This window comes from Gordonia sp. VNK21 (genome assembly GCF_046098115.1).
GTDB lineage: Bacteria > Actinomycetota > Actinomycetes > Mycobacteriales > Mycobacteriaceae > Gordonia.
In genome coordinates this window covers 123472-135342 of record NZ_JBJURU010000012.1, presented here as the reverse complement: position 1 = coordinate 135342, position 11871 = coordinate 123472, and the positions used below count along the sequence as shown (strand labels likewise).

Annotated in this window: 14 protein-coding genes and 2 pseudogenes; 10 read left to right on the top strand and 6 right to left on the bottom strand. The window is 71.0% G+C overall.

Going from position 1 to position 11871, the window contains the following annotated elements; translation table 11 throughout:
* Both ACJMNC_RS14595 and ACJMNC_RS14590 read right to left on the bottom strand, forming a co-directional pair.
* Positions 1-511 (bottom strand): flavodoxin family protein (locus ACJMNC_RS14595; RefSeq protein ID WP_408948681.1); only part of this gene is annotated, 511 nt, incomplete at its 3' end.
* 2 nt (positions 512-513) lie between these two features.
* Positions 514-1689, bottom strand: coding sequence for a cupin domain-containing protein (locus ACJMNC_RS14590; RefSeq protein WP_408948680.1), 1176 nt, complete (start codon positions 1687-1689; stop codon positions 514-516).
* 175 nt (positions 1690-1864) lie between these two features.
* Between ACJMNC_RS14590 and ACJMNC_RS14585 the strand changes: the two genes are divergently transcribed.
* Positions 1865-2302, top strand: a complete 438-nt coding sequence (locus ACJMNC_RS14585) for a hypothetical protein (protein WP_408948679.1) — start codon at positions 1865-1867, stop codon at positions 2300-2302.
* Here the strand turns inward: ACJMNC_RS14585 and ACJMNC_RS14580 are convergent.
* Positions 2271-3494: a hypothetical protein gene (locus tag ACJMNC_RS14580; protein ID WP_408948678.1), complete on the bottom strand. Its 1224-nt coding sequence runs from the start codon at positions 3492-3494 to the stop codon at positions 2271-2273. The two genes, ACJMNC_RS14585 and ACJMNC_RS14580, sit on opposite strands and share 32 nt — an antisense overlap.
* Positions 3495-3555: 61 nt before the next feature.
* Between ACJMNC_RS14580 and ACJMNC_RS14575 the strand changes: the two genes are divergently transcribed.
* The 5 genes and pseudogenes from ACJMNC_RS14575 to ACJMNC_RS14555 all read left to right on the top strand — a co-directional run bounded on the left by ACJMNC_RS14575 (position 3556) and on the right by ACJMNC_RS14555 (position 5955).
* A complete protein-coding gene (locus ACJMNC_RS14575; RefSeq protein WP_408948677.1) occupies positions 3556-3933 on the top strand; it encodes a PPOX class F420-dependent oxidoreductase in 378 nt (125 codons plus the stop codon).
* 41 nt (positions 3934-3974) lie between these two features.
* Positions 3975-4676: an SDR family NAD(P)-dependent oxidoreductase gene (locus ACJMNC_RS14570; RefSeq protein WP_408948676.1), complete on the top strand. Its 702-nt coding sequence runs from the start codon at positions 3975-3977 to the stop codon at positions 4674-4676.
* 137 nt (positions 4677-4813) lie between these two features.
* Entirely contained in the window at positions 4814-5254 is a 441-nt protein-coding gene (locus tag ACJMNC_RS14565) for an ATP-binding cassette domain-containing protein (RefSeq protein WP_408948675.1), read from the top strand.
* Positions 5196-5453 (top strand): annotated as a pseudogene (locus ACJMNC_RS14560) (hypothetical protein); the annotation flags it as partial. The gene ACJMNC_RS14565 and the pseudogene ACJMNC_RS14560, both read left to right, overlap by 59 nt.
* Positions 5454-5628: 175 nt before the next feature.
* On the top strand, positions 5629-5955 hold the full coding sequence (locus ACJMNC_RS14555; protein WP_408948712.1) for a hypothetical protein: 327 nt from the start codon (positions 5629-5631) through the stop codon (positions 5953-5955).
* A gap of 30 nt (positions 5956-5985) precedes the next feature.
* Here the strand turns inward: ACJMNC_RS14555 and ACJMNC_RS14550 are convergent, their stop codons facing one another.
* Positions 5986-7188, bottom strand: a complete 1203-nt coding sequence (locus ACJMNC_RS14550) for a M20 family metallopeptidase (RefSeq protein ID WP_408948674.1) — start codon at positions 7186-7188, stop codon at positions 5986-5988.
* A gap of 102 nt (positions 7189-7290) precedes the next feature.
* On the opposite strand from ACJMNC_RS14550, the gene ACJMNC_RS14545 reads away from it, so the two are divergent.
* From ACJMNC_RS14545 to ACJMNC_RS14530, 4 genes and pseudogenes are all read left to right on the top strand, one after another.
* Complete coding sequence (locus ACJMNC_RS14545; RefSeq protein ID WP_408948673.1) at positions 7291-8241, top strand: hypothetical protein; 951 nt, start codon at positions 7291-7293, stop codon at positions 8239-8241.
* Positions 8242-8790, top strand: coding sequence for an orotate phosphoribosyltransferase (pyrE, locus tag ACJMNC_RS14540; protein WP_408948672.1), 549 nt, complete (start codon positions 8242-8244; stop codon positions 8788-8790).
* Between the two features lie 157 nt (positions 8791-8947).
* Positions 8948-9577 (top strand): TrmH family RNA methyltransferase, encoded by a 630-nt coding sequence (locus ACJMNC_RS14535; RefSeq protein WP_408948711.1) that lies wholly within the window; start codon positions 8948-8950, stop codon positions 9575-9577.
* 11 nt (positions 9578-9588) lie between these two features.
* Positions 9589-9921: pseudogene (locus ACJMNC_RS14530) on the top strand (GMC oxidoreductase); the annotation flags it as partial.
* A 93-nt stretch (positions 9922-10014) separates the two neighbouring features.
* On the opposite strand, the gene ACJMNC_RS14525 reads toward ACJMNC_RS14530, so the two are convergent.
* Both ACJMNC_RS14525 and ACJMNC_RS14520 read right to left on the bottom strand, forming a co-directional pair.
* Positions 10015-10698 carry a DedA family protein gene (locus ACJMNC_RS14525; protein WP_408948710.1) on the bottom strand — a complete coding sequence of 228 codons (684 nt, stop codon included), beginning with the start codon at positions 10696-10698 and terminating at the stop codon, positions 10015-10017.
* Positions 10699-10780: 82 nt separating this feature from the next.
* Positions 10781-11791: a DUF368 domain-containing protein gene (locus ACJMNC_RS14520; protein WP_408948671.1), complete on the bottom strand. Its 1011-nt coding sequence runs from the start codon at positions 11789-11791 to the stop codon at positions 10781-10783.
* Positions 11792-11871 lie beyond the last annotated feature (80 nt).

The following is an 11871-nucleotide window of genomic DNA, read 5'->3' as shown; positions in this document are numbered from 1 at the left end:
CCGCGACCGCGGTGTCCGCGATCTTGCCGTGTGCCAGTACACAACTCAGCCCGTACGGATTGCCGTCGAGCTTGTTCATGGTGGCGCTCGCCGTACTCGGCGGCACCAGCACGCAGCCCCACGCCGCACCGACAGCGTTGAGGTCGTCGACGACCCGCTCCTGACCGGCGTGGGCGAACGCCGACGTGGCCATCGCGGTGAACGTCTTGTTCAGATAGGCGCCGGCCACCGCAGCGTCGTGGTTCTCGTCGATGAACGCCTTGATCGACGCCGACAACAGACCCGTATGCGACGGTGAGGTGACCACGAAGCCGTCCGCCCAGTCCAGATCGGCGGGCGTGGCGAGCTGCTCGCGCGCCGCGGCCGGCTGCACGTCCTGCGGGAGCGCCACCTCGGGCACCCGCCGGGTGCGCACCTCGGCGCCCGCGGCGGTCAGTGCCGTCTCGGTGAGCCGGGCCAGCTCGGCATTGGCGCCGAACAAGCTGGAGAACACGATCAGAATGCGCGCCACGGTCAGTCCTGGATCTTGGACTGGTCGTACCAGATCACCGGCGCCGGCTTGTCGTCGGCGGGCAGCGACTCGACGAACTGTGCCGTGACGTTCAGGTGATCGGCGACGATCTGCGCCGGGTTCGACGCCAGCCACTTGCGGGCCGAGATGTCCGAGTACTCGGGGTATTTGAAGACCTCGACGAAGATCAGCTTCTCGGTGCCGATGTTCTGCACGTAGTGACCGGCGACCAGCGGAACGATGCCGACGTCCCCGGCGTGGAAGTCGAAGGTCCGGGACAGCCCGTTCGAATCGAAGACGGTCATCCGGGCATCGCCCTGGATGTAGTACTGCCACTCCGCCGCCTTCGGATGCCAGTGCAGCTCCCGCATGCCGCCCGGCTCCACCTCCACGAAGGCCGCCGAGATGGTCTTGGCGGCGGGGAAGGTGTTGACGTCGACGATCCGGACGCGGCCGGCCTCCGACTCGATCGGTTCGACGTCCTCCATGTGCAGCGTGAACGGGGAGGGCACGGTCCCTTCGGGAACCGGCCGGTTCACCTCGCTGATCGGGCCCGGCAGCGCCGCGGAGAAGATGTACTTCTCCTGCTTCGGGAAGACGCTGATCTCGCCCTCCGTCTTGCGGAAGTTGGCGGCCACCACATCCTGCGGCGTGTGCGCGAACCAGTCGGAGAGCAGGAAGGTGAAGTTCTCGGAGAAGTCCGGGTCGGAGAACACCAGCAGGAACTCGACACCGTCTTCGAGGCCCTGGATCGAGTGGGGCAGACCGGCCTCGAAGTTCCAGAGATCGCCCGCCTTCACGTCGTCGATGAAGGAACGGCCGTGCTCGTCGATGGCGGTCACCCGGCAGCTGCCGACGAGGACCAGACCCCACTCGGCTTCCTTGTGCCAGTGCAGTTCCCGGTAGGCGCCCGGCTCGAGCGCCATGTTCACACCGGCCACGTCCAGCGACGCGGGGATCTCGCGGTTGGTCACCTCGCGGGCCCAGCCGCCCTGCTCGAGACGCTGGTGCGCGTCGGAGAAGGAGTACTTCAGATTCGCCATGGTGCCGTGGTCGGTGGCCGGCGGCACCATGATGTCGGGGTTCTCCCGGTCGCGCCAGATATCGCGTGGGCCCAGGTCCAGCCAGCCCTTGTTGTCTGAGGGGCGCACCGGTTGCGGCGTATCAGCGTTGCTCATCAATTCCTCCGGAGGTCGAGAACGATCGGCGATGCAGGATGCCGGAGAGCTGTGGGATGCGTCCCCCCGGACACATCCGGAAAATACGACGTTTGGGACATGGCGTCAGCGCAACGACGGGAGTGCATATGAATAGGTGGGTAACACTTCCGGACAGCTGGGTAGGGTTGTTCCGGTGAGTGACTCCGCTGCCCCTGAGACCGCCATGACCGTGTGGTCGGCCCCGAATCCATTCGGCGAGCCCACCGCCTTCGCCCTGGTCCATCCGGTCGGCGCCGCCGACGATGGGACGCTCGCCGAGGTGATCACCGGACTCGGACTCAAACGGCTCGACGCCGACGGCGACATCCTGCCCATCGGTACCGACCACCTCTACGCCTCACTGCGGGCGCTGCGCGTGGAACTGTGCACTCCCGAAGGCATCTGGCTCAGCCACCCGGTGACCGACGAATGGACTGGCTGCGCGATCGGCCGCCGCTACATCGTGCTGGCCGTCGGCACCGAACCACTGGTCGACGACGCCGGACCGGACGAGATCTCGGCCTACCTCGCCCGGCGCGAGAGCGTCTATTCGGCGCTGGTCAAGATCCGGGTTCGCTTCGAACAGAACTGACCGCACCGGCCGCCACGCCGAGCGCGGTGGTCAAGGCGCCCAAGGGATCTCGCTGCCCGGGCGGTGGTGCGGGCGGCGGCGCGTAGTCGGGCAGCACCGCCGGAACCGATGCCGGATCGGCGAGCCGTTGGAGCTCCCGCGCGGTCAGGGAGAAGTCGAGACCGTTGCCTGCGGGGAACTCGCGCGGCGCACCGTCCGGCTGCGCCTCGTCGTCGGTTCCGGCGACCGCGAGCTCGATCCGAAGCACCCGCAGATCACCGCCCTCGAAGACCTCCGCCGAATCGTGGCTGAAGTGCCGCAGCTCCGCGGCCGGGCGAGCGATGCCGGCGAGCGCGGGGGCGTCGTCGAGCCCGACCTCCGCCGAAGCACCGGGCCGGACCAGGCTCTGCCAGGTGGCCAGGACCTGTGCCGGCGCCCGCCGGTCACCGAGTCCGAGCCGGACCCGGATGGGGTGCCGGGTCCGGTTGGTCACCTCGGCGGCGGACTCGGTGAGCCGGACATGGAAGACGTCGGAGGCCCGGAAGGAGGGCGCCCGGAACGAGGACGCCGCCGACTCACGGACCGGCCGCGGCGCGGCGGCGGCACTGCCGGTCTGCATGCCGAGAGTCAACTCCACCATGGCGACGAACTGGGCGGCCAGCTCCGGTCCGTAGCTCGCAGTGATCAGCTCGTGCACCACCACGACGTCGGCATCGGGATGTGCCGCAAGGAGTCCGGACGGTCCGTCGATTCCCGGAACCGCGGGCGTGACGATCATCGCCGGTCTGCTGTCGAGGGTGTGCAGGGCGCGCAGCGGATGCGCCGTCGGCAGCTCGCGCCAGCCGGCGGTCGCCGCGCGGGCGGCCGCCCGTGCGGGTTCGTCGCCCTCGAAGGACGCGGACCGTCCGCACGCGTTCAGATGGATCACTCTGCGGCCGGCGGCCGCGGCCAGGCTCGCTGCGACGTGTGCCTCCAGGCCGGTGTCGGCGCCGGTGGGTGAGAGCAGCGCGACGGGTCCGCGCAGCGGCGCGGCCGATGCCGGGATCACCTGCAGAACAACGGGTCCGGCGTCGTATCGGTAGGTGCCCACGGCCGGACCGGTCACCCGCCACGGGGATTCCACGGGCTCCTCGACCAGGGTCAGTCCGAGGCCGGTGAGCCGCTCGCGGGCGGCAGCGGAGACCTCGGCACTCACTTCCGCTCGGATCGCCATGGGCACAGACTATCGGTGCTTGCGGCCACCGGCGGCCCTTCGCTGCGCGTACCGTCGAGCCATGACCGTCACCGTCAAGGACATCGCCGAGGCGAAGTACGTGCTCCTGACCACCTACCGCGGCTCCGGGCGCCCGGTGGCGTCACCGCTCTGGGCGGTCCGCGACGGCGACGACCTGCTCATGTGGACCGGTGCCGACTCGGCCAAGGTGTCCCGGCTGCGCCGGGACAACCGGGTGCTGGTGCAGGCCTGCGATGCGCGCGGGCGCACCGTCTCCGGCCCGCAGGTGGCCGGGGTGGCGGTGATCGAGCCGCCGGAGCACGTCGCCGGGCTGATCGCCCGCAAGTACGGGCTGCCCGGGCGGATCGCGCTGCGGACGAGCGGCCTGCGCCGCCGCGGCGGCGGCAGCGTCGCACTCCGGATCCGCGACGTGGTCTGACGCCGCCGACGAGGCCGCCGGTGGCGCTAGCATCGGGGACCATGCAGGCAACAGTGATCGTCTCTGGTGGCACCGGCGGATTGGGCTCGGCGGTCACCGCCCGGCTCCTCGACGACGACTGGCGGGTGGTGGTGCCGTACACCGATCCCGGTGGTCTCGATCGGCTTCCCGCGTCGCCGGGGCTGGTCACCGTCCAGGCCGACCTGCTCGACGAGGCCGGCGCCGCCGCCGTCGTCGAAACCGCGTCCGGTGATCCCTATGCCCCGCTCACGGCGCTGGTGAATCTGGTGGGCGGCTTCGGCATGGGCGAGAAGGTGGGCCACACCCCCGTGGCGGACTTCGACGCCCTCATGCGGCTGAACGTGCGTCCGCTGCACCTGCTCAGCCACTTCGCGCTCCCGCAGATCGCGGCGGCCGGCGGCGGCTCGGTGGTCGGCGTCTCGGCCAAGGCCGCGTTCAATCCGTTCCCCAAAGCGGCCGGTTACATCACCTCGAAGGCGGCGGTGTGGGCCTTCATCAGCGCCGTCGCCGCCGAGTACGCCGAGGACGGCATCCGGGCCAATGCGATCCTGCCGTCGGTGATCGACACCCCCGGCAACCGCGAATCGCAGCCGGGTGCCGACCGGGCCGGCTGGGTCTCGCCTGAGGCGATCGCCAAGGTCGTCGCCTTCCTGGTCTCAGAGGATGCGGCGGCGGTCACCGGCGCCCAGATCCCGGTCCCGGGGGTCGCCGGCCACCGCTGACCCTTCGCCGTCCGTCCTCGAGCCGCCGGGTTCCATTCCCGGCGGCCCGTTGCTGTCCGGGGGGGCGGCTCCGGCCGGCTCCCAATATGAACCTACTTCAGAAATGGGTATGGCAACCCTTACTTATTGGGAGACGCGTGACCACCACGGTCCGGGCCGCCGCCGATCTGGCCGGGGTCACCGAGATCGCCGAGCGGCTGCCAGGTGGCTGGACCGCGCCGGTGGGGGAGGGCGGCAAGGCGCTCTCCGGCGGTGAGCGGCAGCGGGTGGCGATCGCCCGCGCCCTGCTCAAACAGTCGCCCATCGTGCTGCTCGACGAGGCCACCTCGGCACTGGATCTGGAGAACGAGGCCAATGTGGTCGCCGCCGTCGAGCAGCTGCGCCGGCAGGCCACGGTCGTCGTGATCGCTCACCGGCTGGGCACCATCGCCGCCGCCGACCGGATCGTGGCCTTCGGCGACGACGGGCGGGTGCAGGCACAGGGCACGCACGACGAACTGCTCGCGCAGGACGGAACGTATGCCCGCTTCTGGCGCCGGCTCCACGACGCCCAGGGGTGGCAGCTCACCGGCGCCTGAGCGGTCGACGAGTTCCGGCGACTACTCTGATCTCATGCCTGAGTCACCGGTGACCCGCACGTCCGGCCCGGCGGCCGGCGGGCGGAAAGTGGGCCGCAAACCCGCGTTCACCGCCGACGATGCGGTGGCCGCCGCGGTCCCCGAGGGCATCGACCGGTTCACCCTGTCGGCCGTCGCCCAGCGGCTCGGAGTGGTGACGGCGGCGCTGTACCGGATCTTCCCGTCGCGCGACGATCTGGTCCTGGCCGCCCTGGATCAGGCCGGCTCGACCCTCGCGTTGCCCGAACCGGGCTCCCCGTGGCGTCAGACGCTGCGGCTCTTCGGCCGACGAGTGCTGGCGGGTCTGCGAGGACTACCCGGGCCTGTCGCGGCTGGTGTACACCTTCCCGATCGCCCCGACGCGGATCGATCACGTCTTCACCGCCTACGCCGACAACCTTGCCGCGCAAGGGAAGACGGCCGGTCAGGCGCGGTTCGCGCTGGACATGCTGGGCGACACCGTCTTCACCTCGCATATGGGCGCCGAATCGATGCGGACACTGCACGGCGGCGGCAAGACCGGACTGGACGTGTTCCGCGAGGCGGTGGGCGACGCCGACGTCTTCTACCGCCCGGACGACTCCTGGGCCGGGCGCGAGGTTGCCGACACCAAGATCGACTTCATCCTCACCGCCCTGGAACACGACTGGCCGGAGTTCTGAACCCGGTCGCCTTGCCGGGTCGCCCCGCAGCTAACCGAGCAGCGCCACTGCGGCGAGCACATAGGCGCGGGCGGCGGTCACCAGCTCGGTGATCGACACCGACTCGTCGGGCTGGTGCGCCTGCCCGTTGATGTCGCCGGGGCCCATCACCACCGTCGGCACACCCCAGTCGCGGGCGATGTAGCCGCCGTCGCAGGCCGCGCTCCAGCCGCCCACCGACGACGATCCGCCGGCCGCCCGCACCGCGTCGGCGGTCGCGGTGACCAGCCGGTGGTCCGCCGCGGTGGCGAAGCCGGGCATCTCCATGGTGGGCCGGACGGTCACCGTGACCCCGTCGCCGTCGATCCCGGCCTCACTGATCGCGGTGGCCAGATCGGCGGCGATCACCGCCGCCGATTCGCCCGGCATGAGCCGCCGGTCCACGCCGAGCGAGCAGTTCGGGGCGACCACCGAGATGCCCTGTCCGCCGGAGATCAGGCCCACGTTCCAGGTGCCGAAGCCCAGCAGCGGATCGGGCTGCGCGGCCATCGCCGCCTGATCCTCGCCGATCAGCGCGATCACCGCGGCCGCGGCCTCGATGGCGCTGACCCCGTCGGACGGGCGACCGGAATGGGCGGCGCGGCCGGTGATCTCGATGTCGAGGTACGAGGCCCCGCGGCAGCCGCGCACCACCTGCAGGCCGGTCGGCTCCGCCACGATGCAGCCGGCGAAGGGAAGCGGCGGCGGCGCCGAGACCAGCGTCCGCGAACCGAGGTTGAGCTCCTCCTCGTCGACGGTCACCGCCAGCTGCACCGGACCGGACAGCTCGATCCCGAGCTCGCCGGCCCCGCTCAGCACGGTCATCGCGGCCACGGCGGCGGCGAGCCCACCCTTCATGTCGGTGGTGCCGCGGCCGATCAGCCGGTCGCCGTCGCGGCGCACCCGGAACGGGTCGCCGCTCCAGTCCGGTCCGGCCGGCACCACATCGGAATGACCCAGCAGCAGCAGGCCCGGCCCGGGGGCGGAACCGCCGATCGTGGCCAGCAGATTGGGGCGCTGCGGGGCCGCCTCTTGCAGTGTCACCGCGAAGCCGGCCCGCTCACAGGCCTCCTGCAGCACGGCCACCGCCGCGCCCTCGGTGCCGCCCGGATTGACGCTGGGCGTCTGAACCAGAGCGGTGGTCAGTGCCACCAGTGCGTCCGCGTCGACCCGGTCGGCGAGCGCCTGCGCGGCGCGACCCGGCCCTGCCTGCATCCGTCTGGCCACCTTTCGCGCGTCCGTGAACCTCGTCCCACCGGGAGACCCGGCTGAGCCCGGAAGTCCCACGCAGGGCCCCTGGATAGTAGGCTACCCGTGATGACCACTGTGATCTTCTTCGTGATTGCGGCCCTCGCGCTGGTGGGCGCCGCCGTGCTGCTCTGGCTCGACCGTAACCGGTCCGAGCAGGTGCATCACCAGCGCGCGGTGTGGGGAGAGAAGCACTCCTTCAAGTTCCGCGACTCCGACGCCAAGCTGCGCACCGCATTCCACCGCGCAGCGATGGACGTCCCGGGGCACCTGCAGGTCCGCGATGTGGCGTACGGCGTCTACGAGGGCGCCGAGACCGTCGTCTTCGACATCGACGAGACCTCGACGATCATCGCCGTGCGCCGGCCCGCCGCCTCCTCGGTGACCGTGGATCTGCGGTACGAGGACGTGCTGGCACCGGCCGAGGACGATGTGGACCTGCTCGGCGCGATGGGCTCGCGGGTGATGTTCGCCAGCAATCTCGACGCCGCCCGCCGGATCTGCGACCGCCGGATGGTCACCCTGGCCACCACGGCGCCGTCGTACATCGAGATCCTCTGGAACGAAGGCAACTGGGCGCTCGGCGCACTGCCGCTGACCACCGACGACGAGCGACTCGACACCGCCCTCGACGTGGTCCGCCGGTTCGCCGACCTGCTGCGGGTGCTGCCGCCGACGGTGGATCCGCAGGACGCGCCCGATCCTCGCGATCCGCACGGACCGATCACCGCCGGGATGGCGGAGGAGAAGACGGACTCGATGCGCGACGAGGCGCGGCGACGCCGGGCCACCGGCGCTGCGCCGTCGCCCGAACCGGCCCCCGAGCCGGCACCTGCCCGCCGGCCGTCGGCGCTCGACGCCACCCCGCGCCCGGCCGGACCGGGTGCCGCCGATCCGCGCGGCCCCCGCCCGGCGCCCGCGCCCCGGCCCTCACCGCTGCGCCGCCCGCCCATGGAGCAGTCCCGCCCCGATGTGCCTCGGCAGGACCTGCCGCCCACGCCCGACCCGCGGGAGCAGTGAATGCCTGACGTCGACGCCGCCCAGCGGGCACGTCTGGCCGAGCTCGTCACCGAACTGTCGGTGGTGCACGGCCGGGTGACCCTCTCCTCCGGCAAGGAGGCCGACTACTACGTGGATCTGCGCCGGGCCACTCTGCACCACGAGGCCTCCCGGCTGATCGGTGCGCTGATGCGCCAGCTGACGGCGGACTGGGACTATGCGGCCGTCGGCGGGCTCACCCTGGGCGCCGACCCGGTGGCCACGTCGATCATGCACGCCGACGGCGAGCCGATCGACGCCTTCGTGGTCCGCAAGGCGGCCAAGGCACACGGCATGCAGCGCCAGATCGAGGGCCCGGACATCACCGGCCGCCGGGTGCTGGTGGTCGAGGACACCTCCACCACCGGGGCCTCCCCGTCGCAGGCCGTGCAGGCGGTCCGCGAGGCCGGCGCCGAGGTGGTCGGCGTGGCCACCGTGGTCGACCGGGCGACCGGCGCCGACGAGGTGATCACCGCCCTCGGGGTGCCCTACCGCTCGCTGCTGGGCCTGGCCGATCTCGGTCTGGCCTGATCCGCACGCCGGTGCTCGAGTGACCGGACCGCAACGGCCCCAAGCCGATTCGTCGCAGCAGGATTCGTCGCAGCAGGATTCGTCGCAGCAGGAATCGGTCCAGCAGGAATCGGTCCAGCAGGACGAGGGCGCCGGGCCCACCGAGTGGCACACCGGCATCACTCCGCCGGTCGGGGTGGGTCCGTGGGCCCGAGAGCGTGGCGGGCCGGTGCCGACCGATCCCCGGTACGACCCGCAGCTGCTCGCCGAGGGGGACCGGCGCAATGTGGTCGACGACTACCGGTACTGGTCGCGGGAGGCCATCGTGGCCGACCTCGACACCCGCCGGCACCGGTTTCACGTGGCCATCGAGAACTGGGGTCACGATGCGAACATCGGCACGGTGGTGCGCACCGCCAATGCCTTCCTCGCCGCGGAGGTGCACATCGTGGGGCGCCGACGCTGGAATCGCCGCGGTGCCATGGTCACCGACCGCTATCAGCACATCCGGCATCACGGGACGGTCGTCGAGCTGCACGCCTGGGCTGAGGGCAACGGCCTGGCCCTGGTCGCCGTCGACAACACTCCCGGTGCCGTGCGGCTCGAGGAGACGCAGCTCCCGCGTGACTGCGTCCTGCTCTTCGGTCAGGAAGGGCCGGGGGTGAGCGCCGACGCCGTCGACGCCGCCGACCTCACCGTCTCCATCGCCCAGTTCGGTTCCACACGGTCGATCAACGCCGGGGTGGCGGCGGGCATCGTCATGCACGCCTGGATCACCGCCCACGCCGATCTCTCGCAGGCCTGGTAGCCGATCGGGCCGACGAGGCTGTCCTGCACTGGCCCAAGAACGGCGATGCCGCGATCCAGTGGGGGCACATTCATCGGACGGCCGGCCGGATCGCCGGACCGCAGGGCATACTCACCGACACCAACGCGGTGGCCAACAGCACCTGGCATGCACTCGGCGGTGCCTGCATGGGCACCGTCTGCGACCTGGCCGGACGGGTCCACGGACAGCGCGGTCTCTACGTGATCGACGGCGCGCTGCTGCCCGGCACCGCGGCCGCCTGCAATCCGTCGATGACCATCGCCGCGGTCGCCGAGCGGGCACTCGACGAGATCGTCGCACAGGATGTGGGCGCGCTGATCTGAGTCGACGCAGCCCGGGACCGATGTAAGAGTGTCGAATCGACCCGCCGTAAGCGGGTCGATTCGACACTCCTGTCTATCGGACGGGTGGCCGGCTCAGACCTCGTCGGTGCGGGGCTCCTCGGGCAGCGGCACCGGGATCTCCTTGCCCCGGTTGCGGCGCCGGCGGATCGCCTCGAAGACCATCGGCAGGATCGACACCAGCACGATCGCGATGAAGATCGGCTCGATCAGCTTCTGCACGATCTCGAACTGGCCGAGCCAGTAGCCGAGGAGGGTGATGCCCGCACCCCAGACGATGGCGCCGACGACGTTGTAGATCACGAAGACCGGGAAACGCATCTTGGCGGCACCGGCGACGATCGGCGCCAGGGTGCGCACGATCGGTACGAACCGAGCCAGGAAGATGGTGATCGGCCCGCGCTGCTCGAAGAAGGCGTGCGCCTCGTCCAGGTAGCGCTGCTTGAGGAAGCGGGCGTTCGGTTTGAACATCGACGTGCCCATGTACCGGCCGATCCAGTAGCCGATCTGTCCGCCGATGATCGCGGCGACCGGCACGAAGATCATCAGCGACCACAGCTGGAAGTTCGCGCCCTCGACCTTCGACGCGTGCTCACCGGCCTCGCCGGCGGCGATCAGTCCGGCCACGAAGAGCAGCGAGTCACCCGGCAGCACCGGGAAGAGCACACCCGACTCGATCAGGATGACCAGCAGCAGACCCCAGAACGCCCAGGCCCCGAAGTAGCCGATGAGGTTGTAGGGATCCATGAAAGCGGGCATCAGAGCCACGTTGGTGGCGGCCTCGGCATGCAGAAGCGGGGTCACGAGCAACGAGGATACCCGCCGTAACCTGGGAGGCTCCTTAAGGTGCGACGGGCTCGCGGCTCGCCCGGCCGCCGTCGCGGCCCCGTGCCGCGGCCGCCGCGTCCCGGCCCGCGAGGCGGCGCTGCGCCAGCGCGACCGCCGCGACCAGGGCCGCACCCACTGCGAACAGTCCGACCGCGAGCGGCCAATCGTCGCCGGCCGCCAGCGCCGCGCCGTCGTCGTCCTGCCAGGGCCACAGTGCCCTCAGCGAGCCGAGCAGCAGCCCGGCGGCGGCCACCATCACCGTGGTGTGGTGCCGGTGCAGTGCCCACTCGAGGATCCGCAGGAACGAGACCAGGCCGAAGACCGCACCGGCGGCGAAGACGGCCAGATAGAGCAGATCACGGTCCTCCACCGCGCCCAGGGTCGTCGCATACAGACCCATCACCAGCAGGAAGAACGAGCCCGAGACCCCCGGCAGCACCAGCGCACAGACCGCGATCGCCGCCGCGACGAAGACCAGCGGCAACGCCGGGTCCTCGATCTCGGACCGGGGCAGCGAGGTGAGGACGAACGCCAGGGCGGCCCCGCCGGCGAACAGGGCCGCGGCCCGCAGCCGCGCCGCCCGGGTGCGCAGCGACCCCGGCGCCAGCTCCAGGAACGGAACGGCCACCGACGCGGCGATCATGCCCATGAACAGTGCCTTCGCGGCGACCGGCTGATCGGTGACGAACGACTTCATCAGCCCGGCGATCGCGAAGACCGTCACCGCCGCCCCGACCCCTACGCTCACCAGCAGCCACCAGTCCACCCGGCGCAGTGCGGCCCGCCAGTCGCCCCGGGTCAGCAGTGCGCTGCCCACGTCGGTCAGCGCCTTGCCGGCACCGATCAGGCGGGTGTAGATACCGGTCACCAGAGCGACGGTGCCGCCGGAGACACCGGGAATGGTTTCGGCGACACCGATCAGACCGCCGCGGAGCGCATCGCCGGCGAGTTCGGCCGCCGGTGGGCGGGTGGGCCGGGATTCCGGCAGGTCGGGGGTCTGGGCAGACTCGTCGGGGTCTGTCATGACCTTCATCGTACGGATCAGAACGCTGGACCCGAGACCGCCGATCTCAGGCCTGCCATAATCAAGGGTGCTTGAGAGCT